Origin of the sequence: Paenibacillus turicensis (genome assembly GCF_017873435.1) — a bacterium.
In the GTDB taxonomy this organism is placed as follows: domain Bacteria; phylum Bacillota; class Bacilli; order Paenibacillales; family Paenibacillaceae; genus Fontibacillus; species Fontibacillus turicensis.
Window position 1 is genome coordinate 1 of the sequence record NZ_JAGGKG010000011.1, and the last position, 24,509, is coordinate 24,509.

Annotated in this window: 25 protein-coding genes; 8 read left to right on the forward strand and 17 right to left on the reverse strand. The window is 36.9% G+C overall.

Translation table 11 applies throughout. The annotated features are described in order from the left end of the window. Window positions 1-199: hypothetical protein (locus J2Z32_RS12325; RefSeq protein ID WP_210089474.1), on the forward strand; the 199-nt coding region annotated here is incomplete at its 5' end. An 11-nt stretch (window positions 200-210) separates the two neighbouring features. Here the strand turns inward: J2Z32_RS12325 and J2Z32_RS12330 are convergent. Further along, window positions 211-543, reverse strand: a complete 333-nt coding sequence (locus J2Z32_RS12330; protein WP_210089475.1) for a hypothetical protein — start codon at window positions 541-543, stop codon at window positions 211-213. A gap of 232 nt (window positions 544-775) precedes the next feature. Between J2Z32_RS12330 and J2Z32_RS12335 the strand changes: the two genes are divergently transcribed. From J2Z32_RS12335 to J2Z32_RS12345, 3 genes are all read left to right on the forward strand, one after another. Continuing rightward, the gene (locus tag J2Z32_RS12335) at window positions 776-1,834 is read left to right on the forward strand and encodes a fibronectin type III domain-containing protein (RefSeq protein WP_210089476.1); all 1,059 of its coding nucleotides are present in this window, start codon (window positions 776-778) and stop codon (window positions 1,832-1,834) included. Window positions 1,835-2,032: 198 nt separating this feature from the next. Then, window positions 2,033-2,953, forward strand: coding sequence for a hypothetical protein (locus J2Z32_RS12340; RefSeq protein ID WP_210089477.1), 921 nt, complete (start codon window positions 2,033-2,035; stop codon window positions 2,951-2,953). Further along, window positions 2,928-3,476 (forward strand): hypothetical protein, encoded by a 549-nt coding sequence (locus J2Z32_RS12345; RefSeq protein WP_210089478.1) that lies wholly within the window; start codon window positions 2,928-2,930, stop codon window positions 3,474-3,476. The genes J2Z32_RS12340 and J2Z32_RS12345 overlap by 26 nt, the downstream gene beginning before the upstream one ends. On the opposite strand, the gene J2Z32_RS12350 is transcribed toward J2Z32_RS12345, so the two are convergent. The 6 genes from J2Z32_RS12350 to J2Z32_RS12370 all read right to left on the reverse strand — a co-directional run bounded on the left by J2Z32_RS12350 (window position 3,469) and on the right by J2Z32_RS12370 (window position 5,513). Continuing rightward, window positions 3,469-3,642 carry a stalk domain-containing protein gene (locus tag J2Z32_RS12350; RefSeq protein WP_210089479.1) on the reverse strand — a complete coding sequence of 58 codons (174 nt, stop codon included), beginning with the start codon at window positions 3,640-3,642 and terminating at the stop codon, window positions 3,469-3,471. The two genes, J2Z32_RS12345 and J2Z32_RS12350, sit on opposite strands and share 8 nt — an antisense overlap. Window positions 3,643-3,845: 203 nt before the next feature. Beyond that, window positions 3,846-4,070 (reverse strand): hypothetical protein, encoded by a 225-nt coding sequence (locus J2Z32_RS12355; RefSeq protein ID WP_210089480.1) that lies wholly within the window; start codon window positions 4,068-4,070, stop codon window positions 3,846-3,848. 51 nt (window positions 4,071-4,121) lie between these two features. Next, entirely contained in the window at window positions 4,122-4,580 is a 459-nt protein-coding gene (locus J2Z32_RS22395; RefSeq protein WP_245251437.1) for a hypothetical protein, read from the reverse strand. After that, window positions 4,532-5,008: a peptidoglycan recognition protein family protein gene (locus tag J2Z32_RS22400; RefSeq protein ID WP_245251420.1), complete on the reverse strand. Its 477-nt coding sequence runs from the start codon at window positions 5,006-5,008 to the stop codon at window positions 4,532-4,534. Before J2Z32_RS22400 ends, J2Z32_RS22395 begins: the two co-directional genes overlap by 49 nt. An 11-nt stretch (window positions 5,009-5,019) precedes the next feature. Next, window positions 5,020-5,298: a hypothetical protein gene (locus J2Z32_RS12365; RefSeq protein WP_210089481.1), complete on the reverse strand. Its 279-nt coding sequence runs from the start codon at window positions 5,296-5,298 to the stop codon at window positions 5,020-5,022. 2 nt (window positions 5,299-5,300) lie between these two features. Next, complete coding sequence (locus J2Z32_RS12370; RefSeq protein WP_210089482.1) at window positions 5,301-5,513, reverse strand: hypothetical protein; 213 nt, start codon at window positions 5,511-5,513, stop codon at window positions 5,301-5,303. A gap of 166 nt (window positions 5,514-5,679) precedes the next feature. Between J2Z32_RS12370 and J2Z32_RS12375 the strand changes: the two genes are divergently transcribed. Continuing rightward, complete coding sequence (locus tag J2Z32_RS12375; RefSeq protein ID WP_210089483.1) at window positions 5,680-7,473, forward strand: DUF4365 domain-containing protein; 1,794 nt, start codon at window positions 5,680-5,682, stop codon at window positions 7,471-7,473. Window positions 7,474-7,794: 321 nt separating this feature from the next. Here J2Z32_RS12375 and cas6 read toward each other — a convergent pair whose 3' ends face one another. From cas6 to J2Z32_RS12390, 3 genes are all read right to left on the reverse strand, one after another. Beyond that, window positions 7,795-8,673 carry a CRISPR system precrRNA processing endoribonuclease RAMP protein Cas6 gene (cas6, locus tag J2Z32_RS12380; protein WP_245251423.1) on the reverse strand — a complete coding sequence of 293 codons (879 nt, stop codon included), beginning with the start codon at window positions 8,671-8,673 and terminating at the stop codon, window positions 7,795-7,797. A 445-nt stretch (window positions 8,674-9,118) separates the two neighbouring features. Beyond that, the gene (locus J2Z32_RS12385) at window positions 9,119-9,643 is read right to left on the reverse strand and encodes a general stress protein (protein WP_210089484.1); all 525 of its coding nucleotides are present in this window, start codon (window positions 9,641-9,643) and stop codon (window positions 9,119-9,121) included. Between the two features lie 154 nt (window positions 9,644-9,797). Beyond that, on the reverse strand, window positions 9,798-11,492 hold the full coding sequence (locus tag J2Z32_RS12390) for an oleate hydratase (RefSeq protein WP_210089485.1): 1,695 nt from the start codon (window positions 11,490-11,492) through the stop codon (window positions 9,798-9,800). Window positions 11,493-11,770: 278 nt separating this feature from the next. On the opposite strand from J2Z32_RS12390, the gene J2Z32_RS12395 reads away from it, so the two are divergent. After that, on the forward strand, window positions 11,771-12,349 hold the full coding sequence (locus J2Z32_RS12395; RefSeq protein WP_210089486.1) for a TetR/AcrR family transcriptional regulator: 579 nt from the start codon (window positions 11,771-11,773) through the stop codon (window positions 12,347-12,349). Window positions 12,350-12,496: 147 nt separating this feature from the next. On the opposite strand, the gene J2Z32_RS12400 is transcribed toward J2Z32_RS12395, so the two are convergent. Further along, window positions 12,497-13,585, reverse strand: coding sequence for an L-rhamnose/proton symporter RhaT (locus tag J2Z32_RS12400; protein WP_210089487.1), 1,089 nt, complete (start codon window positions 13,583-13,585; stop codon window positions 12,497-12,499). 459 nt (window positions 13,586-14,044) lie between these two features. On the opposite strand from J2Z32_RS12400, the gene J2Z32_RS12405 reads away from it, so the two are divergent. After that, window positions 14,045-15,412 (forward strand): helix-turn-helix domain-containing protein, encoded by a 1,368-nt coding sequence (locus tag J2Z32_RS12405; protein WP_210089488.1) that lies wholly within the window; start codon window positions 14,045-14,047, stop codon window positions 15,410-15,412. Window positions 15,413-15,647: 235 nt separating this feature from the next. Here J2Z32_RS12405 and J2Z32_RS12410 read toward each other — a convergent pair whose 3' ends face one another. From J2Z32_RS12410 to J2Z32_RS12435, 6 genes are all read right to left on the reverse strand, one after another. Continuing rightward, entirely contained in the window at window positions 15,648-17,585 is a 1,938-nt protein-coding gene (locus J2Z32_RS12410; RefSeq protein ID WP_210089489.1) for an FtsX-like permease family protein, read from the reverse strand. Then, window positions 17,572-18,336 carry an ABC transporter ATP-binding protein gene (locus J2Z32_RS12415; protein ID WP_210089490.1) on the reverse strand — a complete coding sequence of 255 codons (765 nt, stop codon included), beginning with the start codon at window positions 18,334-18,336 and terminating at the stop codon, window positions 17,572-17,574. Before J2Z32_RS12415 ends, J2Z32_RS12410 begins: the two co-directional genes overlap by 14 nt. 98 nt (window positions 18,337-18,434) lie before the next feature. Next, on the reverse strand, window positions 18,435-19,475 hold the full coding sequence (locus J2Z32_RS12420) for a sensor histidine kinase (protein ID WP_210089491.1): 1,041 nt from the start codon (window positions 19,473-19,475) through the stop codon (window positions 18,435-18,437). Continuing rightward, window positions 19,472-20,179 carry a winged helix-turn-helix domain-containing protein gene (locus tag J2Z32_RS12425; RefSeq protein ID WP_280921142.1) on the reverse strand — a complete coding sequence of 236 codons (708 nt, stop codon included), beginning with the start codon at window positions 20,177-20,179 and terminating at the stop codon, window positions 19,472-19,474. Before J2Z32_RS12425 ends, J2Z32_RS12420 begins: the two co-directional genes overlap by 4 nt. Window positions 20,180-20,306: 127 nt before the next feature. Beyond that, window positions 20,307-21,053 carry a zinc ribbon domain-containing protein gene (locus J2Z32_RS12430; protein ID WP_210089492.1) on the reverse strand — a complete coding sequence of 249 codons (747 nt, stop codon included), beginning with the start codon at window positions 21,051-21,053 and terminating at the stop codon, window positions 20,307-20,309. Between the two features lie 92 nt (window positions 21,054-21,145). Beyond that, window positions 21,146-22,066, reverse strand: a complete 921-nt coding sequence (locus J2Z32_RS12435) for a helix-turn-helix transcriptional regulator (RefSeq protein ID WP_210089493.1) — start codon at window positions 22,064-22,066, stop codon at window positions 21,146-21,148. Between the two features lie 217 nt (window positions 22,067-22,283). Here J2Z32_RS12435 and J2Z32_RS12440 point away from each other — a divergent pair, with 217 nt between their 5' ends. Next, a complete protein-coding gene (locus tag J2Z32_RS12440; RefSeq protein WP_210089494.1) occupies window positions 22,284-24,326 on the forward strand; it encodes a CotH kinase family protein in 2,043 nt (680 codons plus the stop codon). The last annotated feature ends 183 nt before the right edge of the window (window positions 24,327-24,509 follow it).

Below are 24,509 nucleotides of genomic sequence, written 5' to 3' on the forward strand. Positions count from 1 at the left end.
TGCAAAAAACACCTCCAAGTTATATCCATATCTTACGACATGGTTTCATTTTCTTGAAGGTGTTTTAATTTGTCTCACGTTACGGGGTCAGTCCCATTATGCTTCTGTGGTTTTTTCCCGTTCAATTTTTTCGTCAAGCGCCGTTATTACAAATATCGTCTATTACGTTGATCAAAAACTTAAAAAAGTAAATGAGTAAATCCCCACTAATTAGGAGTTGGGGATTATTTCATAAAAGTAGGATATTGAAAATAAAAGAGCCACACAGGAAATAATCGTTAGAATTACTATATTACGAATTATTGCTCTAGTTGAATATACTTCCCAGTGGCTCTCTCCATAGTCATGACCACACTCAGGGCAATACCGGGCCATTTTGGAGATTACTGCCTCACAACTATAACAACGCATCATTGGGTCTTCTCGTTCTTCTTTATCATCCTTATAGTAATATATTAGAATTCTTATTTCCATATATAGAAAATAAGAAACAACTAGACTTACAGCTAAAAATAAAACCCCTTCAAAAGAAAAATCACCCATGACTACACCCCATATATATAATAAATGAAATTAACCCCACTGGCATTAGCCAATGAGGTCATTTACCGATACTTTCGGACTTACTTTAAGTATAGTTCATTTGGCATATGCTGTAAACATTTTTTCTGGTTTTCATCTTTTAATTGCAGATATAGTCATTATTGTTTAGACAGTTCATTACCTTAGTAGTATGTTTGAAACTCATTACTTAATATATGGAGGAATAAAACTTATGAAAAAGAAAGTTGCACTTTTATTGTTTTTGTTACTTATTTGCATCCCAAATCTTAATGCCAATGCATCTGAAGTGAAAAATACTATTGTGAAGGAAAATACAATTGATGGAATGTTAGGATTTTCTCCACCCGAAGGAACTGTTGCTAAAGGTAATACTACCTATCCGCCTTATACTGCCGACAGAGCGATTGACAAATCACTTGATACTTACTGGAACTCAGGAAAATATGTTGGTAGTTTAGAGTTGGAATTTCCAACAGCAATAGAATTAGATTTTATCCAGGTTGCTACAAGTGTTAGACCAGCAGCTGCTCAAACATATAAAATTTATGGATTAGTGGATCAGGAATGGAAGGTAATTAGCGATACTGTAAGTGCAAGCCCAGTTACTGAAAGTGCAAATATTTTAAATCCTTTTAAAGTTAATCATGGATTATATAATGGCATAAAACTTGAAGTTACTGCATCTAGTTCATGGATAGCAATCTCTGAGATAACATTAGGAATAAAAGAAGAAATCAATTTATCTGCAACTAGCTTGGATTCTTCTGTAAAACTTAATTGGAATTCTATCGAAAATGCTGATTCATACAAAATACAATATGGAACAGAGCCTAATAAGTATACAAGTGTTTTAACAGCATCTAAAGATTCATACTCTAACTTTTTAATTTCTCAATTAACTAACGGAACAAAATATTACTTTCAAGTTACAGCCGTTGTAAATGGAGTAGAAACAATAGTATCTAATGAAGCTTCAGCAACTCCACAAGCAAAGGCAACCGATCCAGATCCGCAACCAGAGCCAGGCGGTGATCGCGCTATCTTAACTGTAACAATGACAACTGGATTAGAGAAAGAATTCGATCTTTCCATTAGTGAAGTAAATGACTTCATTAACTGGTATGATGCTAAGGAAAATGGAACTGGTCCTGCAAGATACGGAATTGATAAGCATAACAATAACAAAGGGCCATTCACTAAACGTGTGAATTATATAATATTTAAGAATATACTTTCATTTGAAGTAGATGAGTATACGTTGAGTAAGTAAGAGTCGCTTAGGCGGCTTTTTTTAGTAAATCCACATAAAGTTAATTAATAAAAGAACTCCTCAATATTTAATTTCTATACATAATAAAAATGAAAATTATTATTGTGTAATATTTTACAAATATTCATAAAATTTAAATGTATAATTTGTAATTATTTGTTATACTGTTATAACTATAGTTGCAACGGAGGGAAACATTTGTCATTCATATTAAGTATCAATGATATAACCTTAATACTTCTCGGATCAATCATCACCTCTTTTCTTATGTCTTTATTTTTAAAAACTCCTAATGGAAAGGTTGGTCTATTTAATCTCATTGTCCAAGCTGAAGATCCGACTATGAAAATAAAATCATACTTTTTAATGTTTATTGCTCCATTTATAATTGGTTTAATGATAAATTTGTTTTTTTCAGACAAAATTATTTTTAGTCTTATTGCCCCATTATTAGGTTCATTCTTCTCAGTATCAACAGCGTTCTTTCAACCAAAACTCTTGGATCCCAAACTTCGAAAAAAAATAGGAAAAGCTCGCATATTTTATTTACTACTAGTAATTACATACGGATTATTAGGTTTTTCAGGTGGATTATTTTCTTACTTTTTCAAAATAATCAGGGATGATTCGCTAAGTTCTGATATACTAACCAATTTCATTTGGTCTATTATTGGCACCTCCGCTACTATTGCGATGCAGCTTTTTTCAACACGAAAATACAAGAATATTTTTCCAAAAGCTAAAGAAGAGCCTCGAAAAGGTATAAAACCTGGTGAAATTGACACTCTAAATATTAAAAGAATAATTAATTGGGAAATTCAAAAATCTGTAACGGAAGTTACTGCAATTGCGCTGAATAAAGATTTTGAAACGCTATCTGAGTACAATAAATTTGTTATTGACATGTTACAAGAGCATTTAAAAGATATAGGAGGTATACTTGGATTAGTAAAAGAGCAGGAAGAGATACGTTTAAAATTCTCTGAAACAACGGATTATAAATCCACCTACAGTTATACTTATTTAGTTGATAAAATGAAAGGTTATTTAGAAAGAGAAGTATCAGAAAAACAAAGTTATTATTGGGAGGACTATGAACCGTTACACTATTTTAATTAAAAATCTACTAAATAAATCTCCTTCAAAAAGAAATGAACAAATAATAATGAATTTTTCCAGAGAATACAATATTCCTATAGATATAGTCATGTCTATCTATTCTATAGAAACAACTTTTAGACCAAATTGGTTTCGTTTAATAGAATACTTATCATTATTTAAAAATATATTACTTAGAGTAATAGGTATCAGAAAAACTTTATCAAACATTACTATCGGGAAATTTCAGATAGGTTTAGGTGTGATCAGACAATTTACAACTGGTAATGTCGATTCCCATGAGCGACAACTAAAACTAAATAAAACTGAAATTTTTAGATTACTGTCTTTTTGTTTCGGAAATAAATACTATATGGTTTCCGTTTGGTGGATCAATTTAATCCATTTGGAAGCAATGTGTTTAATCAAAAATGAAAATAGATCAATTCGATATATTGGAACAAAATATAACGGCGATATCTCTTATGGTTATCTACTTGAGGATTTAGTGAAATCAAGAAAAATATCACTATACATTAGTTGAAAAAATTTGTATCTACACTGACTATTCTTTTCTCACCATCCCAGATAACTTTCAAACCCATATACTCACAAAAACTTCTAAGTGGTATATAAGCCACTCCTGTATTTGGATCGATAAGGCCTTTAAGCTGCTCTTTATTATCTAAAATTATACTAACTTCTATCATGAATTCCCCACCTTTTTAAGATTATTTTATAATGCAATGTATATATTACTTCAATAAAGCAACTTTAAGTTAACACTTTATTGATATGATTATTCCCCTAAATGTCAGCAAGGATGGTTTCTTGCTGACATTTAACTATAATATATAGTATTCTATAGGAGAATGTTTGGTCACAATTAAGCAATTCATACTGAGGATATTAGTTATATATCATAAGTTGTACCCGCCACTATCTGGCTTAGTAGGATTGCTAACAATTCCGAGCAAAATAATCCGAGAAACGTATTTGCAATTGTTAAGATGTCCTCACGCATGATATCCGTCAGTGTAAACATGCCTGTAACTCCGCCGATTAGTTGTACTAATATTAATCCTTGTGACACGATACTCACCCATAGTGCATAGTTCCGCCATCTTTTTTTATTCATACAAATCATCCTCTCAATTTAGTTATTCTATTGGTAATCCAGCAGCTCGTCTCAATGCATAGCTGTAGCATTTAATTGTTTGGCTACATCGTTTTTGCCAGCCTCTTTCGCTTTAAACCAAGCAGGAGACAACCAACGATAAATGATGCCTTGTGCATTACTCTTGTGAAGCTTAGCTAATGGTGATACAACACCATTTACAGGCAGACCTGCATTTAGGCGTAAATTGTTGGCTAAGTTGTGGAAGTGAGTCTGTCCCTCCTGATCACCTGCATATGCAAACCAAGCAGGAGAAATATAGTCCTTGATCAGCGACTCAACTATACTCTTATCAAGTGGTACAAAATCTAATGTTACTTGCGGTACTGCTTTAAGTTCCGCTGCCACATCATTAAGTAGGTCTTTTAATGTCTTGCCATAGAGAGCCAATGCCTGATCGACATCGCGCTTGCAGGCTGGATCTAACTGTTTGTGGGAAGGAATGTGTGTACAAAGGGGTTCTTCCCCCATTCATCACAGCAGTACGCCAAGTACCACACAAAACGTTTGTATGCTTCATGGAAATCAATGCTGTTGTTTTTGTTAGAGCCATAACATAGCTCAATTCCTAATGCTGCGTCATTACTGTCGTAGCCAAAGCGTTCATTATCTGTTGTCACATTGTAAAGTACGTGCCATGCTTTTTCAGCATATTCACTGCCTGTACCTGTAGGAATGATTTCTAAGATCATTTTGTCATCAATGAAGACATGAGCTGATGCTGATCTGCCCACCAACTTGTCAAAGTAGTTAAAATGATTTAAGGCTGAAGCTCCTGGATTACCTGTATCGTGAGCAACAAAAAAGACCGGGCTGCTCGTTTTTAACCGAGTGCCTGGTCTTGTATTAGAACGCTTTGTAATATAACGGCGTTCAATTTTATATTTTGTTTTGTCCAAGTCAAACCTTCCTACTCATCTAAGCGATCAAGTCGCTTATGTGATTGCTTTGTTGATTCTTCTACTCGCGTTACACGTTCGCTTAAGGCATCCAGTCTTTGCGCTTGCACTCGCTGATCTAAACGTATATCATCAACACCACGTCGAATATATTCAAGGTCAGTTTGTAATGCTGTGACTGTACCAGCATCCTGTGCTGCGTCTTGTCTAATGGTGCGTGTTCTGCCCATCCAGCCAAGAGCCATACCACTTAACGCAGTAATCACTGCTAGGATTACGGAAAACTCCAATTTCATCGCCCCCCTTCAATAACTTTTCGTAAACCTTCCTCCGCTTGTTCCAATGAAGCTAAAGCATTCCCAATTTCTAAATCCAGACCTTCAAGAATGGACTTCCGTAGCTCGGGAACAGACGAACTAATCACATATGCAATTACTTGTGCTAATTCATCAACTGGATTCGAGAGGTCAATACTTGCTTGTATCGTTGGCTTTATTACTGCCATATCATCAGTCCTTTAAAATAAAATGAAGCCTCCCCTGTAAAGGAGAAGCTTTTCTTGTTTATATCTTATATTAGATATGATACATAGTTACTACGGATTAACTCTTTTATCTAATTATGCCTTATCATATAATTATGAGTAGAAAGTCTTGATTATAGGAGGTTCTATGGCTAAGTTATCAAATGCTACAATTGAACGCATTGCTGTTCAAGCTATTAGAAATGCAGTAAACACTGAACCTTACATGCTAAGAGCAGAAATTCCTGAAGGAGACAAAGGAATCTCATTTGACGGTAAAATTGAAGTATTCACTGATGATTCCGAAAAAACTGAATCCTACTATGGATCTGTTCCAGTACAGGTTAAAGGAACAACAGTCAATACGTTTTCTGGTCAAGAGCGACAGTTTCGAGTCTCAATATCTCATTTAAAAAACTATTATAAGAACAGTGGAGTTATATTTTTTGTTGTTGAAATTGATCAGAATCGCCAAGAAAAAATATATTATAGACAATTATTGCCATTAGATCTTTCATATATGATTAGGAGCTGTAACTCTAAAAAAAGTAAATCTACTCAAATTGAATTGCGTTCAATAGATAACACTAATATTGATAGAATTTGTCGATTATTTTTAAAGGAACAAAAACATCAACCTTTATCTTTGATTGAGGAAAGACCCTTTCTTAATAACTCCTTTAACACATATAATATGAGAAGCTTAACTATTCAACCTACACTTAGTAACCTATCGGAAATTTTTAAACATGATTTTTTTGTTTATGGTGTTATAAATAAACTACAGGTTCCACTTAATAAAGCACGTATTACAACATTATCAAGAGATTCAACAATCATTATTGAAATTGATCACAATCCCTACACTTTTAATACTTATGTAAATATAGAACAAAATACTATCACAATTACTATTGAACATGTATTAAATCTTACATTTTTTGAAAATAAAGTAAATATCACTTTAATAAGTTTTCACTCTTTATTATCACAGATAAAGATTATTCCATTACTAATAGGCTTTATTGAAAAAAAATCAATTAAAATACTAGACAATGAGATTTCGGCAATTCGTTTCGCTGAAGACGACTTATTATCCTTCCGTAAAGATATGGAAACGCAACTTGAATTTATAGAAGAATTAGAACAAGCCTTCCTGTTTTTTGGAATAAATAAAGAGATTATATTCAATGAATCTAAGGAAGGTTTATCCTTAATTAATGGTTTTGAGCTTCTTATAGGAGCCTCAAAAAATGTAGATTTCCCAAAATTAAAGATGAAGTTACCAGAGGGAAATGGCTTTATCAACGCGGTAATTGGGGATCAAACAATTGTATTTCTATATAACAATAGTAAATTCACAAATCCATTTAATGAGGATATAACAAAAAGCGTTTCTATTCTTTCATATCAAGAAAAAGACGAATGCAATCACAGTATTTATACATTATTAAATATTGACTCCCTTGCAAATGGAGTAAATGTTAATTTTAATAAGATTCAGACATCATTCGATAATTTTAACCCATATTTTAATGAACTAGCTTTTAATACCACAATTCATTTTTGTTTAAAGTGTATTGCTGCATATGATAAATCACATAAAAAGGAGCTACTTCACCTAGCAGACTATATTTTTTCTAAGTATAGAATGTCTGCAAAAAACAAAAATATAGATAAAGATTCTGTAATAATCTATGTTAATCGACTGCAAATATCTAAAAGATTACATGGTAGTTTAAATGATGAAGAAATAGATATACTTATAAATATTAAAGACTGTTTTAATGCAAACGAATTTATGGAGATTCATTTTTGTACAAATGTATTATTAGAAAGTAAAATTGAAGCTAACAGAGCTTATACCAGATTTGATATTGATTTAAAAACTAGGTATGAAACAATGCCTATTCTAACACTATACCGGAACTTAATTAACTAAAAATATCAAGCCACGTAGAAAATCTATGTGGCTTGATTAGTTGGTAGCCTCAGCCCAATCTCTCCATGCTGATTTCGCCCCCGACCACGCACTCACATAGAGTGCGACAGCGCCACTTTTCAGCCCTTACAGGACAAGGGTTTTTAGGCGCAAAAGTGCGAAGGAACTTTTAAAGCGCTTTAATTATAGCAAAAAACGCTCAAAAAGCCACAAACCCTTGTGGGACGCGAGGTGCGGAGGACCTGGGGTTTTCATGTGAACCTGGGGTTCGCACCAAAATATATTAATTTTAAATTTCTCATTAAATTTCAAATCTATTTACTACAAAAATATCAAATTTATTTTTCCACAGCCAAAGGTAGAGTTTCTCCCTATATGTAAAACTTGTGCAGCTTTTAGCCATGGTATAAAGGTAGACAGTTCACCTGAAAATTGCAAGGCTCCAAGCATTCCGCTCCAATCCATAGATTCATTTTTACGATTAGAAAAACGATGCATTTGACCCAAGTGTAAAGCTGAAACCGTCCTATCTATTGATTGTGCTAATTCACAGCTAGTGGTAGCAAGCTCAGTGTTAATATGACCTCCATAACGTTCTGTTAGCATTCCAATTCTTTTTGTAATATTGCGAATTATAGTCGGAAAAGTAATATCTTCAACTAGCTTCCCATTACGTCTAATTCGAAGTGGGGTTAAAAGATGTAACGAACACCAAGTCGCATGTTCATGTCTAGACAGAGAATCAATGTTTTCAGGCATCAATGCCATGTTATTAAATCCTTCTTCGCTGTATACATCTCCAAATTGAGAGCCATGTAAAATGTCCTTAAGGATAAATGGAGCTCGTTGCGCACCTATCCCAAATGTTTTACTCTGAAATAAAGCATTTATTACTGCTTCTGCATAATGAATACCATTACCAACAAGCACAAATGTAAAGCTTAACAGCTCCCCTTTCTCAAAATGGGACTTTGACCTTGGCGGCTCAATAAAATACGGATTAACTATATCTTGCTTGCCCCCACCCACACGCTTATTTTCAAACAAAAAAGAGTATGCTTCAGGACTGTATTTCTTTAGCGTCCAGCCCATGATTCCATGCATCGTTGAGCCTAAAAAAAGAGGCAAACGAGTAGTTTGCTGACATTGCAATCGTATGAGTAAAGGTAAATAAGTTAAAGAAAACGGGGATTTATTCATAATTTTCTCCTGATTTTTAATTCATGCACTCAAATACAGTGCGACACAAAAAAAGATATCTGACGTGTGCATTAGCATATTTCAATTCACGCACTCACACAGAGTGTGACCCCAAACCAAACAATAGTATTCCTTTACCATAGAATTTCAATCCACGCACTCACACAGAGTGCGACGAGTTCAAGACCATCCAAATTACAGATCATTCAGTGATTTCAATCCACGCACTCACATAGAGTGCGACAGCGCCCCTTCCCAGCCCTTGCACAGCAAGGCTTTTCAGGCGCAAAAGTGCGAAGGAGTTTTTAAAGCGCTTTAATTATAGCAAAAAAATGTCCAAAACGCCACAAACCCTTGTGGGACGCGAGGTGCGGAGAACCCGGTTTTTTCATGTGAGCTTGGGGTTCGCACCAAGGCTTCAAGTAAACTCATTCTATTTTTATTTTCACTTTCCCAAACACCGCTTAATCTCCTTATTTATACAAGCACGCTTTAATCTTCGGTTTTTTAATAAATTTCTGATATCAGCCCTGTTGTCATAGGAAAGCTGTATGTAATAGTAATTAATAAATTCTAATAGAGCAAAGACATATATCCCAATCGCCAATAAGAGTCCTCCAGAGGGTAATGCCGAATGCCATCTGATGAAATCAAGTACAAAAGCAAATATTCCAGCCCCAATAATAATTATATTTATCCTCTTACACAAAGTGAGCTGTCTAATTAACTTCAATGGCGTTGCAAGTGTATCGTTATTCCTTAATCTTTTAAGCTTTTCCCTCCAATATATCGTTCCTTGTAGCAAAATAAACTCCAACAATAAAAAAGAAGTCCAAAACGAAAACAATGAGTATAACATCAAATTTGGGAATCCATAGTTTAGTCCAAAACTAACGGGTATAAACATAATGAGTGATACCAATTCTCCACTGTATAAATAAGCTAATCTCTTTTCAAGCTTAATCTTCAATTTAACTATCCCCCTCGTATACATTATATTTAACAAACAAGGGGAAGCAAAATATATAAAATAAAAAGCCCAACCATATTAACTTGCAACATGATCAGGCGCAATTTCATTTTCTCTTATTACTATTACTATTAACCTACAACTTTCTATCAATCTACAGCAGCTTCGACAACACCGTTCCCCCAATAATTTCCCCAAGTGTTTTATCCAGTGGTAAATCTTTTTTACCAAGACAAGTTCTCACCGCTGTTAACAACACACGAACGTCAAATTTACTTGGATGAACTGGGATCACTTCTTTTTCAAGGTGAAGTAAAGAATATACGGCCATCATCGCAGTACGAACAGAATATTCTACCGTAAATACACAATCGTCAGGTGCTTCTGCAAATTGACCAAGGAAGGCAAAGTTTGTGCTACCTTCTGGTACTACATTTGGGCGATCTCCTAATACACGAGGCATAAATTGAGATGTAATATACGGCATCATGCAAGGGATAACGTTAGTTGTTGTTTTTAAAATATCTGGAATGGACTCTTTAAGTCCCATATGATAAAGCAATTCCTCAAACAATTCTTGCCCTGTGCAATCGCTCATTTTTTTCTTAATGTAATCCCCTTCTTCATCTACTAACAAGCCATACGCCCACAATACTTTGACGTTATCTGGCTGATTAATAAAGTGTGGTTGCTTTGGAGCTGTCCAAGACATCATCCAGCTTGAATCCTTAATCGTTACAACCCCACCCATACCTGGTAAATCTCCTGTCCAATCGAGTAAATATGGGAATAAAATTTTGTCGTCCGTTAAAGTGATCGTAAAGGATAACCATTTTGTTTTATCAATATCTCCGCAAAATACTTCTGGATTACCAAATTGAGACGATCTAGGTGCGATTTTTTCCCATACGCTCCAGCATCCACGATCTGTTACAGAGTCATTAATGATCGCTGGATGATCCATGTCACCTCTAGTAGAGTTTTGAGTCATCGAACCATTTGTAAACATTACGATATCATTTTTCGTTGTTTTAATTGTAGATGGCTTCCCATTCACTTTTAAATGGATTGCTGTTGCAGTCGTTTCACCATTGCTAAAGTCAAAATCAAAGTCCACAACCTCATGCCCAAGGTCAAAATGCACGCCTTGCTCCTCTAGCCATTTCAACAACGGGAGAATTAAAGAATCATATTGGTTGTATTCTGTGTGTAAAATGCCTTTAAGCTGGTTCATGCCAGAAATAAGATGCATAAAACGCTCCATATAACGCTTCACTTCTACAACACTTTGCCAATTTTCAAAAGCAAACATCGAACGCCAGAAGTACCAGAAATTCGTTTCAAGGAATGTTGGATCAAAAAATTGCTCAATCGTCGTTGCCCCTAGCTTTTCTTCTGTTAACATCGCTAATTTCCCTAGCTGTAAAGCATGAGAGGTGGATAAGCCTAAGGTAGAGAAATCTGCCGTTTTCCCTGCTTTTTCAACTAATCTGCAATGAGATTCAATTGGTTCCTCTAAGTTTAGCTCTCTAAATTCATCCAACACTGTCCGATGTGGATTTGTTAAAGAAGGAATGAAACCAAATAAGTCCATAAAGCATTCAAAATGCTCTTCAATTTCACGTCCACCACGAGCGCTATAACCATCCTTCGCGTTACCTGCACCATCCATTGACCCACCGTAAATGTCTGATTGTTCAAGAATATGAATATTTCCCGCTGGCATATGAGCATCACGAATTAGAAATGCTGCGGCAGCTAATGAGGCGATACCACCACCAACTAAATAAGCTTTTTTTGAAGAGATGCCTTCTTGTACAACTGGATTAATTCTTTGATAGTTTCCCATTTGTCTTTCTTCCTCTCTGAAATGAAATAGTGATTTAACAAAGGACAATATCTAGTAATTAATTTCACTATATCCACTTCTTAGAGCAGAAGCCATGAACATATAAATAAGATTGTATCAAAATTACACATAATTCCGATATTGTGTAATGCGTAATAATGATCATTGATTTTTATCCAAATGATAGGTTGAATTAGGAAGATAACGTAGCAATATTTGAGGAAGCTTCATTTGGCTGTTAAACTAGAACTAAGTATAAATGGTTTAGGAGGTAACTTATGGCAAGCTATGCTCACGTAACAAAAAATGCTCTGGCGAGATCGTTAAAAAAGCTCATGCTCACAAAACCCCTTCATAAAATAACAATTCAGGAGCTAACTGCGGATTGTGGAGTAACGAGACATACTTTTTATAACCATTTTCAAGACATATACGAGCTGTTAGGATGGGTATACCAGATTGAAGTGATCGAGGGATTAGAGCAATATCGGAGCTTTTCCCAATGGGAGCAAGGTTTTTTGAGTGTACTTAATTACACACAGACCAACAAAACAATATGCCTCAACACCTTTAATTCATTAGGACGAGAGCATCTTGATAACTTTTTGTATGGTGTCATTTATCATATGATGATAAGCATTGTGAATGAATTAGCTGATGAATGCACAGCTTGTCATGTAAGTAAAGAGGATCGTAAAATTATTGCAGATTTTTATTCATTGGCTGTGCTAGAGCAAGTGATTCATTGGTTAAAGTCAGGCGCCAACACAGATCCAATCGAAATTGTACGTAAAGTTAGCAAACTGATGGATGGTAATATTGTAGGTGCCATAGAAAAGTATAAAGTGAGTAGTTAACATCATTAAATTAACTCTAATTAACATCATTTAAAGCCTGATTCTAAATACCTAAATCTAATCTTAACTAGATTATCATTGATCTATTAATGACTCAGTCGAACTTATATCCGTAAATTTAGTAATCAGGCTTTAAGAGTTAACCCATTATGCAAGGGAATTAGCGATACCAACGATAATCCAAGAAATAATTAAGAAGGCATTTCCAATTAGAAGCAAACGTTTTGGTTTATCGTACCCTTTCCATTCTCCATCAAGCAGTCCCCATACATTACTAACAATTAACGCCAGACCATTAAAGGTAAGCCAACCTACACTTGCACCAAGTGGGCCTAACATGACGGAAGCTTTTGCATAAAAGCCCAGTGCCAGAAACCAGATCAAAGACGTTGCCAGCGCCTTGCCATACGCTTTCCCTGCCCCCACTGCAACATAGTCCCGGTAGCTTCGATTTTTGATTAATTTCATAAAAGAATAAGCAAAATTAGCGACAAATCCACCCGACAATGTGATCACCCATGGAATTAAACTAGCATTTACTGCATTTACCCCATGCGAGGTTGCGATCGCTAACGTCTGATTTGCATAACTAAATCCAATATTCATCGCCGCAGAACCAAGCCCCGCTAAAGAAGCCATGAGGATGCCCTGAGATAACCCTTTTCTCATTGCATTTCCTTCGGAATTCACTTGAACTTGCTCCTTCATCTGAATCTTAGCTTGATCAAGTTGATCACGCTCTTGCTGTCTCAGCAGATCATCATCCTGATTAATTAATTTTTCTTTATCCAAGCCTGCTTTTGTAATAATCCCAACTCCACCTAACATCACAACCATGCCAAGTAACAATGTTATAAACGAACTTGCGACTGGAATCTCACCGAACAGGATTAATGGAATCAGCGAGCCTAGGGATGCAGAAATCCCCATGTTTATGCCATAGGTCAATGATACACCAATACTATCTACCGCTTTACCAAACAAAATCGCACTAATGCCCCATAAAAAACCACAAAAAGAAGCTAATACTAATACCTCTAGCTTTGTTTCCATTATGTACGTCAAAAATTGTGGTGCTTCAAGCCAAGTCCAAGCAATCGGAATGATCAAAATACCAACCACAGAAAACAAAGTCCAAAACGCTTCCCACGAAAAAGGCTGATATTTTTTCATCCCTAATCCAAAGCTACCTTGGCATAAGCAGCCCAACAATAAGATCAAAAAACCATAAAGCAAGGTTTCACTCTCCCTAGTAATGAAAAATCTATTTAAATTCAATCCACGCACTCACATAGAGTGCGACGATTGACCCATCCTCACCAAGCTCAATGACCGATATTTCAATCCACGCACTCACATAGAGTGCGACAGCGCCACTTTTCATCCCTTATGGGACAAGGGATTTAAGGCACAAAAGTGCGAAGGAACTTTTAAAGCGCTTTTATCATATCAAAAAAAAGCCAAAAAAGCCACAATCCCTTGTAGGGCGCGTGGTGCGGAGGACCCGGGAATTCATGTGAGCTTGGGGTTCGCACCAAATATATAAATCTAATATTCTCCTAGTTTTAATACATTAGTTTTGCATTATTCTAATAATATCGTTTTTTGGTAAAAGTTGACTAATAGACCGCTGTTCTATAATATAAAAATTATTGTTAGAAAAAATAGTGAGTTTATTGTAAAGGGGTGATCCTTTTGAATTCTACTACTACCGTTCGTACATATATACAAGAATTCTTAACAAATAATCAAGTGTCTATGAATCAATTTGCAGAATTAACTGGAATGAACGTTGGAACGATAAGTAATATTATTAATGGAAAACGTCCAATTGCAGTGCAATATTTAGATCAGATCATAAAAGTAATTCAATGTGATGCTGGATATATTTATGATATTTATGTAAAGGAATGTTTTGAACAAGAAAGTCCCGATTGGCGAAGGTTAGGGCCACTTTTACGCCGGTGTGCTGAACTAGATAAATTAAATTATGTCGAAAAAATTGTTAAAAATATGCTAGATAATTTAAACTATATCCCATTATTATTTGATATGGCTGAAGAGTTGAGACTAGAGGATAAAAAAGAAGCCGCAATTATAATATACGAATGTATTTCGGAAAGTGAACGTGCTCAACATTCAGAACGTTTAGCTTTATGCCAGTATCGTCTGTTTATGTTAAAACTAACTGAAGATCAAGTTAATAACTTAATTGTTGTCACTAGTTTTGAGCCTTATGTGGAACGTTTGGAAGAAGAATATCAATTAGATGCAATTAATGAAGTCATAAATATTCACCTTTCTTTGCGCAGATGGAAGAGAGCAGGACATCATGCGGCTACATTATTAGATAAAGCAACAAAGTATTATAAAATGTTTGGAAGAAGTACTCAAAAACGCACAACAATAAAACCACTTCTATTTTACATATTGTATGCTTATCTCATACAAGGTGATGTTTATTATCAGCTAGGTGACTACGAAAAAGCATTAAAGTATGTAGATATGTATGAAAATATTGATTGGGTAGTCCATCCTTTGGCAGAAGAAGAGGTTGTGATAACACAATTTTCAGAATGGGCAGAGGCTAATCGTTATTTGTATCAGCTCATGGCTGGACGGGTAGAAATTTTAAATGACTATGTTGAGTATATCGGGGCAAGAGAATATGAAATTTTTGTTGGTTTATACTACATCATAACGGCAGCCAATAAATACGATTTTAATATAGACAGTATACTAGAACGCTTCAAAGATTACTTAAGTCTAAAGAAGCAAAAAAATAGATTTGAAGGAATAAACAATTATCTAACATTAGATCGATACACTGATTTCTCTAGAGAGTTAGCATTATATTATTTTAAAAAAGATAAATTAATTAAAGGAATACATTTCCTATTAGAAAGTTTGGCATCTGCAATTAAAATTAATAATGAAAATACTATTGTAAAAGCGATGTGCTTATTCGAGCAATATCGTACTAATGCCTCACTACAAGCAGAGCATAGATACAAATCTTTAGTTATGGAGGTGTTAAAAATCAATGAAATTAAAGTGGGTTAAATCTATTTTAATTGTACTTGCAGTAGTTACTATTTTTTTTAGCAATACCTCTGATTCATCAGAGAATCAAACTAGCATAGCTGCAAGTACTATGAAACTACATAGTCATGGTTCAGGAAGCTAGTGATTTAAATTAATTTTGTATTTTTATAGTATGATTACAGATCTAATGAATATTTAATTCATGAACAGATAGTATTCCCATGATAAATGAGAATAACTATCTGTTTTTTAGTTATAACGACGCCCTAATTAATCTTTTATAATATTGCACGGACAACACCCCAAATACGGAATACAGAACCGTATATAACACCATTACAATGATTATCGGGATATTTAGCTCCGTTCCAAAGAAAAACCACCCCGATTTAATCGCATAATAACTATGGCAAAGCCCAATGACAAGTGGAATCCCAAAGTTAAACATCTGCTTTCTCACAATCCCTTGCAATAAGTCCTCCTCCGTATAGCCAAGCTTACGTAAAATGGTATAGCTAGCCTTCTCCTCTTCTCCCTCATCCATCTGTTTAAAATATAATATACAACCAGAAGAAATTAAGAAAATAAGACCAAGAAAACCTACAATAAACATCAGCATCCCCATATTCAAGCGTTGTGCAGTCTTTATTTCTTCCTGGGAATAGTCAGGGATTGACAATCCAAGCGAATTAAAAATTTGATTGCCTTCATCCCGCTTTACTTTATCTGTAATATCAATCCCATAATATTGTAATCGTTCCTCTTTACCATCTACTTTGGGCTTTAATTCCTTGACAATATACTGGTAGGTTTCCTCACTTACGACCGCAGCATATGCGCCCCTTGTATAATAATTGGGCATTATCGTTCTTCTTTTTAAATCCACCATCTTAAGAACACTTGAACCTTGACTTCCAATGACCTTAATTTCACCTTGACTTTTAATTGGGAAAACACGTTGTGCCGCATCACTTCTCCCCGTTAGCATAATCTCATCTTTAGCTAAAACCATACCATCAATCGTCTTATTACTAATTAAAACCGTCGGTAATACACCATCATTTGCCAAAACACTTCGCCCATCTACAATCTTGCTAACATCTAGATTTATTCGAATCCCCTCCCGAAAAACCTCTTTATAGGGGATTTTCTTCTCATCTAGCTTGTGTATAAATTGGTCTCTAGACTGGCTATTGCGAAATGAAAATTCATTAGGCACAGAAGCTTTTGCCACAGCCTCAGCAGAATAATAGGAGATATAGCTGAGGGATAATAGCCCAATAGCTAGAGCCGAAACCGTAGTCACCACGGTTAAAAGTAATGTATTGGACTTCATTCGGAACATAACTGAGGTCAAGGACAATACTTCACGTATAGACAAATAACCTTGTTTTTTCATTCGAATCAAATTCAAAATAAAGCGGATAGAATACTTGTAAAATATAAAGGTTCCAATGATAACTAAACCTAGAATAAGTAGCATCGTAAATAGAAGACTTTGCATACTACTAATATGCTCTGCGAACATGTTTGTCGATAAGTAATAACCGCCACCAATCATCAATAAACCAATTGCTCCAAAACCCATTTCCCAAGCCTTCATCTCTTTCACCACAGCCTGCGCTTTAGAGGAGACCTGAAACAGAGATAAGATGCTTTGCTTCTTAATAAAAACATAATTCATCAGCATAATGAGGAGATAAATTCCCACAAATACATACAATGTTTCCTCTAAAGCTGCAAATGAAAACTCTAGCTCCACCGTTTGCTTGACTTGAATAATTTTGAATAAAATCATTGTCATTAGTTTAGAAAACACAAAGCCAAACATAATTCCAATGAGTAACGAGCCCGAATAAATGACTAGGTTTTCAATACTCAAAATAGCAAAAACCCGACCCTTAGTTAAGCCTATTAACTGCAATAAACCAATTTCCTTATTCCGCCGTTTTATAAAAATCATGTTTGCGTATAGGAGGAAAACCACTACAATCCCGATCAGTAAGACTGAAGAGGCATTCATCGCAGCGGCACCTTTAATCGAACCTGACACCTCGTCCATCTCAGGATTAAAACGAAGTGTGACAAAGGAAAAATACAAAGCAACACTAAAAATAAGCGCAAAAACATACAAATAATAGTTTTTCGTATTTTTTTTCAGATTGCGGGTGATCAGATCACTCAGATTCATTGTGAACACCACCTAAAACGGTCTGAACCTTAATGATATCGTTAAAAAATGTACTTCGTGACTCTTCTCCCTTGTTAATTTGCGTATATATTTGACCATCCTTAATAAAAATAACCCGACTACAGTAGCTGGCTGCTACAGCATCATGCGTAACCATCACGATCGTTGCCTGATATTCCTTGTTCATTTCTGATAGCTTATCAAGCATATCTGAAGCAGACTTGGAATCCAAAGCGCCTGTAGGTTCATCTGCAAAAATAATGCTAGGGTTGTGAATAAAAGCTCTCGCGGCAGAGGTACGTTGCTTTTGCCCACCTGAAATTTCAGCCGGATATTTATCTTTAATTTCATAAATACTAAGTTGGGTGGCAATCCGTGTAAACCTACGTAGCGCTTCCTTTTTAGATAGCTTTGTGATCGACAAGGGCAACAAGATATTTTCCTTCACGGTTAACGTATCTAGCAAATTATAATCCTGAAATAAAAAGCCAAGATGCTTTTTGCGGAATTCTGCAAGCTGTTTTTCCTTCAAGCTCGTGAATTCCTTCCCTTCAATTTGAATGGAGCCTGAGCTAACATGATCAATCGAAGATAACACATTGAGCAACGTTGTTTTGCCTGAGCCAGAGGGACCCATAATGCCTACAAACTCGCCTTGCATTACACTTAAATCAATACCCTTTAATACCTCTTGCTTGTTAAACTTGTTTCCGTATTCCTTATAAATTTTTTGAGCCTCTAACATCAACATAACGGACAATCACTCCTTTATGCTTACATCATAACGAAAAACCACTGCTATTTTCCTTCGTTTCGTCATACAAAACAAAAAAGCACATGACATTATTGTCACATGCCATTCACTTTCAGAAACTTGTTTCTTTGGGAGAAGGTAAGTGTAAAGGTAGAGCCTTCACCCCAAACCGAGGATACATCCACTTGAATGTTTAACGCAGCTGCCACTTGTTTTGTTAAATAAAGTCCCACGCCACTCGCATCCCCCTGTTGCCGTCCATTGGAGGAGGTAAAGCCTTTATCAAAAATACGTGGTATATCCTTTTCTAATATGCCTCGCCCTTGATCTGAAATACTTAATTTAACAGATTCCTCATTCTCCCCCTTATTCATCTCTTTATCCTTTTCCCTATCCTTGTAACTCCGAATCACAATATCTGAAGCAGTACTATATTTCACCGCATTTGTTAGCAGTTGTCTCACAATAAAGCCTAACCACTTTTCATCTGTAACTACCTGCTGTACTTCAAAATCAAGCTCGAAACCAATCCCTCTGGCTATACACCATGAACGTAAGCCTTGAATTTCCAGGTGAAAAACATCCTCTAATTGCACAAGCCCCATGACTAAATCATTTTTCATAAAAGGAATGCGCTTTTGGTGGAGCTGCTGATCAAGTAAATGATGGATACGAAGCCACTCGTAACTAAGCTCATTTTTTAACGAAATATCGTCCACACGATCTAGCATCAGACTCATCGCAGTGAGTGGTGTCTTCACCTCATGAATCCAAGCTAACAATTCATCCTTTTCCTGCTCTAATAAAGCTACATTTGTATGTATTTGTTGTTTGTATCGTAGCGTTTGCTCCTGGAGTGCATGGTGCACGATTTGTTCAAAAGGAGTGGCATTTCCCTCTATTTCCCCTAGCTCATACGTATGATCCCAGGTTAAGAGGCTTTTATAATACCTTGTTTCTTTCAAATAATTCACAAATAAAAAACAAACGATAATAAGAACGTTTAACCCCACCATATAAAGAAGTGAGGAAAAAGAAAGTGCTTGATCGACATAGGCAATCAATAGACTGATTCCCTGCAAACCAAACAACAACAAAATCCAGCTTCGTCGCTCAATTAAATACTTCAAAATCATGAGGACACCTCTTCAAGCGCAATATAGCCTTGTCCAACCTTTGTTTCAATATATTCATCAAGGTGGAGTGGCTCCAGCTTTTTTCGTAGACGGTTCACATTAACAGTTAACGTATTATCGCTCACAAAATGAGCTTGATCCCATAGTGAAGTAATCAGCTCTTCGCGACTAACGATTTTATTTTTGTTTTCAATTAATATTTTGAGAATATACATTTCATTTTTCGTCAAGGTAGCGACACCATACTCATTACTCACTGTATTTTTCACATATTCCACTGTTGCTTGATTCCAGCTTTTGAGTTCCATCCAACCGTCTGCGTTATAGTTATATACTCTGCGTAAAGTCGCTTGGATTTTAGCAATCAGCACCTCAAAATGAAATGGCTTCTGAATAAAATCATCCGCACCAAGCTGCATGCCCATCACCATATCTGAAGGATGATCACGAGAAGACAAAAATATAATCGGCACTTTGGAATGAGAGCGAATTAGTCTACACCAATGAAAGCCATCAAACTGTGGTAATTGAATATCAATAACGACCAGATTTGGGGCAATTTCAATAAATTCCTGAAGCACATTTCCGAAGTTTTGCACCCCATATACGTCATATGACCATCCAGCAAGGCGATCCTTTGTCTCATTAAATAGACTTGTATCATCTTCAATTAGCATAATTTTAAACAAATTTGCTTCACTCATTTCTATTGGACTTCTTACAGCTAACCTTCTTTGCAAAGTATATCATAACAAAAAGCCCGAGCCACTCTCAAAACTCTTTTCAGAGCTTACAGAAAGTAGTTCGGGCTATTCATTGTTGAATTATAATTTATTGTTGCACCGCGATGTAAATAAGTGTAGGTTTCCCCTGCTCATAAACCTCGAAGTCACCAGTATACGTCCGTTTACCTTGTCCTTGTCCCAACTCCGCCCATTTCCAAATAAGCTGCCAAGCATAAGCAACAGAGCCGTGCTCTTCTCCTGCTTGGAAAACCGCATAAGTAGCCGCTGGAATTACCGCTTCTTTGAGGTCAGATCCTGCCAGTAACTCTACTGCTGGATCCACCTTTACACCAATAAAAATTGTATACTCTCCTGCTGCCCCTTGCTCATAATCCATATAACATCCGTATACAGGATGGTGACTTTCATAGCTTGGTATACGATGAGGAATCCCTTCGCCCCAGAACTGCTCCCACAGCTTGGCGATACAGCCCTCTCCCTTCATTTCCTTTTCATTCGTTGTGCGTGCTGAAATACCTACTAACCTTAGTGAAGGTTGCTCACACTGCTTGAATGGTAAAGGGGATAACGCCTCACTCTCACTGCGCCACCGCTTCAAATTAGGCAAAAAACCACTTAACATCCCTCTCGCCTGCTGTTCCTTCATTCCATCTCTTTGTAGGGCAGACACCCCAATTTGAATCATTTCCTCCATCGTCATATTAGGCGCAGTAAACTTACCATCTTGATAGCAATAACTACAATATTCCTCCGATTTCGTACCATTTGCTTCTGTACCTAATATATGCTCGTCTTGTAATGGCATCCCACAGCTCTGACAAAATTGTTCCATCTTGATCCATCCCTTTCTTTTATGATAGGGACAGTATAGCAAGGGTAAGCTGACAACAAAGTGTCAGGTTAGCTTAACTAATTTAATCTTCTTTATAAATAATGACCTGCAATTTCTAATGCCAACTCTCGAATTTTATATCTTAAATGGAGTGGCTCCACCACAACGACGTCCGCACCTAAGCCTAAAATAAAACGATACAACCAGTCATTTTCATGATAAGGAACATGGACAAGATATGTCCCTGTATCACTCTGTAGCTGCAATGCTTCATGTCCGAACCATTCCTCCGCTATATGTTTAGCACGTTTGTTAAATTGAAGTAATATCGGAGGAACAGATTCTTTGGGCTGAATAAACTCAGGCTTCCACGGAAGCACCTCTTTTGAAATATCCCTTGGTTCAAAATGCTGCTCTATTTTACTTATCTGTTCCATTCTAGATAGTTTAAATAAACGGAAAGCTTGACGATCACTGCAATAAGCATACAAATACCAGCGTTGACCCTTTAGCACCAACGTATGTGGCTCAACTACACGTTCACTTTTAACCCCATCTACATTACAATATTGAAATGACAACATGTAGGAGTTATCCATTACAGACTTTATAAAATTTCGGGCATCACTTTCCTTCGTATCTTCCTTCCACCCGGAATAATCTATAACAAAGGAAGCCTGTTCCCCATTACGATTTAGGCGACGGAATCTCTGAAGCAACTGGCTTGTCCGATTCTCATCCAATACTGTAGATATACTTTGTAAACCAATGACAATATCCTTCATCTCTTCCTCTGACAACAAGCCTTGCTCTAAATGGTATCCTTCAATTAAACCGATTCCGCCACCTGTACCCTGATACGTTACAATAGGAATACCTGCCAAGCTGATCGTATCAATATCCCGATAAATTGTACGAATGGATACCCCATATGAATCTGCTAACTCCTTCGCCTGTACACGTTTCCGATTAAGCAAAGTAATAATGATCGACAACAGACGCTCTATCTTCAAATAACCCACCGCATTTCATAACTTTATATAAGTAGTATAACTTAAGTTGCGTAAAAATTTTTCATATAAAAAGGAGGCTTGTTGAAAAAGCGGAGAACCAGCATCTACATAGAACATTTGAAGTGGGATTTAATTTAAGATTCACTAAAGGTTTATCCTCTATCATGGTTTTACAAGCCACAGTGCTTACTAGAAAACCAAAAGGAGGATTCACCATTTGAATCATTTATTACGAAAAGTTGCAGTCACGGCATTGTCCGTAACGTTGGTAGGCTCTTCTTATGGGCTAGTTATGAGCCCGAATGTGGCATGGGCCGCAGAGATATCTACAACAGCAAAAAGCACAGGTGTCACACAGGCTTATAAGTCGCTCTTTCAGACAGATAACGTGATTGATGTGAAAATTACGATTGACGAAGCAGATTGGAAGAGCATGCTAGAAAGCCCGATGGATAAGGATTACAAAAATGTGAGTGTTGAAGTGGATGGCAACAAGCTCAGCAATGTTGGTTTCTCCACCAAAGGAAACATGACACTCCGATCGGTTGCTTCTATGAAGGATTCTGACCGCTACAGCTTCAGGCTAAAATTCGATAAATATGATAAAACACAAACACTGCTTGGGCTGGACAAGATGGTACTGAATAACAATTATTCCGATCCATCTTATATGCGAGAGGTGCTCCATTATGAAGCGCTACGCAGTATTGGCATGGATGTGCCTATGACCAATTACGTCAATTTGTATGTCAACGGGGAACTGGTTGGTTTCTACACAGGGGTGGAAGCAATAGACGACAGTTATCTTGAGCGCAATTACGGTGAGAGCTATAAAGATGGCGTCCTCTATGACACAGATGAAAAAAGTTATCTTCAATACGAAGAAGGCAGCGATTACAGCACGATCACCAAGGACCTGGGAACGGACAAGGATAAGACCAAACTCAAAAAATTCATTAAAACCTTAAACGATATGCCAACAGGTGAAAAAGGAGACATTGAAAGCGTGCTGGATGTTGATTCAGCTCTACAATATATTGCTGGTAACGTTGTATTGGGCAATTACGACAGCTACAACGGAGATAAAGGGCACAACTACATGCTGTACAGCGATGCCAACGGTAAATTTACCGTTGTACCTTGGGATTTCAATATGTCCTTTAACGGTTATTCCGGTGGTGGAGGCAGGGGCCGTAATCAAGCCGCAGCTTCTACGACTACAGGATCTGCTGTAACCAGCACAACAACTACAGCAGTGAATATTAATGCAACAAATGTATCGGTAGACGAGCCTGTGCTGGGCATCAGTATGGATCAGGTCCCAATGATTAATAATTTACTTGCTGTGCCGGAATACAAAGCGAAATATCTGGCTTATGTCAATAAGTTGACCGACTATATGGAAGGTATTCAGGATCGCATTACAAGCCTAGCAGATGAGATTCATCCATATATTGAAGCAGACCCGACCAAGTTTTACACAGTGGAGCAATTTGAATCCAACATTGCTTATTCTACAACCACAGGTGCAGCAGGCGGAATGGGAACACCACCAGAAGGTTTCGGGGGTATGACTCCACCGGGAGGTATGGAAGGCATGACACCGCCAGAGGGCTTCGAAGGCAGCACTCCGCCGGATGGGATGACTCCTCCAGCTCAATCAGGGACAACTACGGGGGATAATACGTCTGGTGCAGCTTCCAGCAACGATAATATGCCAACTCGTCCGGGAGGTAACTTCGGCGGCGGGGGAATGAATATGGGCTCCATGGCATCGGGTTCATTAACAACCTTTGCCCTTAACCGCCTTGCTAATCTGCAGGAACAGCTGGGCCGTGAAGTGACACCTTTGCCCGCTACATCTGACAATGAGGGAAGCTCAGACAGTTCTGCTGGAGCTACAGAACAAACCATCACTGTCTCACTGGATGGCAAAAACATTACATTCCCGGATCAGAATCCCCTGCTACAAGATGGTCGTATAATGGTTCCTGTGAACGCAATCTTGGAGGCACTGGGCGCAGACGTGAAGTGGGATAAAACAGCGAAAACAGTGACAGCTGTTCTGGGCGAGCAGACCTTTGTACTCCAGATTGGAAGCAATACAGCAACCGTAAATGGTGAAAAGCTACAAATGGATACAGCGAGTGTTATCCAGAACAACCGTACACTGGTGCCTGTTCGATTCATCTCGGAGGGTCTGGGACTAACGGTGGACTGGAACCAAAATAACGGAACTGTAAGCCTAGTGTCCAAATAACAAATTGGAATGGCTAAGTTCAGAGCACCAACAATAGAAGTCCACCTATGGAGGGAAATATCTCACAAGTCCACCCATAGATGGACTTTCTTTTGTACCTCCCTGATTGTACTGTTCTTATGAAGAATATTGAACTGAGAATCAGAATATTTATGATGGACATTGTCACTACAGCTACCATAT

Coding starts and splice junctions, on each gene's coding strand:
- J2Z32_RS12375 (WP_210089483.1), top strand. CDS start 5,680: ATGGCTAAGTTATCAAATGCTACAATTGAACGCATTGCTGTTCAAGCT.
- J2Z32_RS12425 (WP_280921142.1), bottom strand. CDS start 20,179: ATGAGTGAAGCAAATTTGTTTAAAATTATGCTAATTGAAGATGATACA.
- J2Z32_RS12335 (WP_210089476.1), top strand. CDS start 776: ATGAAAAAGAAAGTTGCACTTTTATTGTTTTTGTTACTTATTTGCATC.
- J2Z32_RS12345 (WP_210089478.1), top strand. CDS start 2,928: ATGAACCGTTACACTATTTTAATTAAAAATCTACTAAATAAATCTCCT.
- J2Z32_RS12420 (WP_210089491.1), bottom strand. CDS start 19,475: ATGATTTTGAAGTATTTAATTGAGCGACGAAGCTGGATTTTGTTGTTG.
- J2Z32_RS12395 (WP_210089486.1), top strand. CDS start 11,771: ATGGCAAGCTATGCTCACGTAACAAAAAATGCTCTGGCGAGATCGTTA.
- J2Z32_RS12430 (WP_210089492.1), bottom strand. CDS start 21,053: ATGGAACAATTTTGTCAGAGCTGTGGGATGCCATTACAAGACGAGCAT.
- cas6 (WP_245251423.1), bottom strand. CDS start 8,673: ATGAATAAATCCCCGTTTTCTTTAACTTATTTACCTTTACTCATACGA.
- J2Z32_RS12390 (WP_210089485.1), bottom strand. CDS start 11,492: ATGGGAAACTATCAAAGAATTAATCCAGTTGTACAAGAAGGCATCTCT.
- J2Z32_RS12415 (WP_210089490.1), bottom strand. CDS start 18,336: ATGTTGATGTTAGAGGCTCAAAAAATTTATAAGGAATACGGAAACAAG.
- J2Z32_RS12410 (WP_210089489.1), bottom strand. CDS start 17,585: ATGAATCTGAGTGATCTGATCACCCGCAATCTGAAAAAAAATACGAAA.
- J2Z32_RS12370 (WP_210089482.1), bottom strand. CDS start 5,513: ATGGCAGTAATAAAGCCAACGATACAAGCAAGTATTGACCTCTCGAAT.
- J2Z32_RS12350 (WP_210089479.1), bottom strand. CDS start 3,642: ATGATAGAAGTTAGTATAATTTTAGATAATAAAGAGCAGCTTAAAGGC.
- J2Z32_RS22395 (WP_245251437.1), bottom strand. CDS start 4,580: ATGGGGGAAGAACCCCTTTGTACACACATTCCTTCCCACAAACAGTTA.
- J2Z32_RS12330 (WP_210089475.1), bottom strand. CDS start 543: ATGGGTGATTTTTCTTTTGAAGGGGTTTTATTTTTAGCTGTAAGTCTA.
- J2Z32_RS12355 (WP_210089480.1), bottom strand. CDS start 4,070: ATGAATAAAAAAAGATGGCGGAACTATGCACTATGGGTGAGTATCGTG.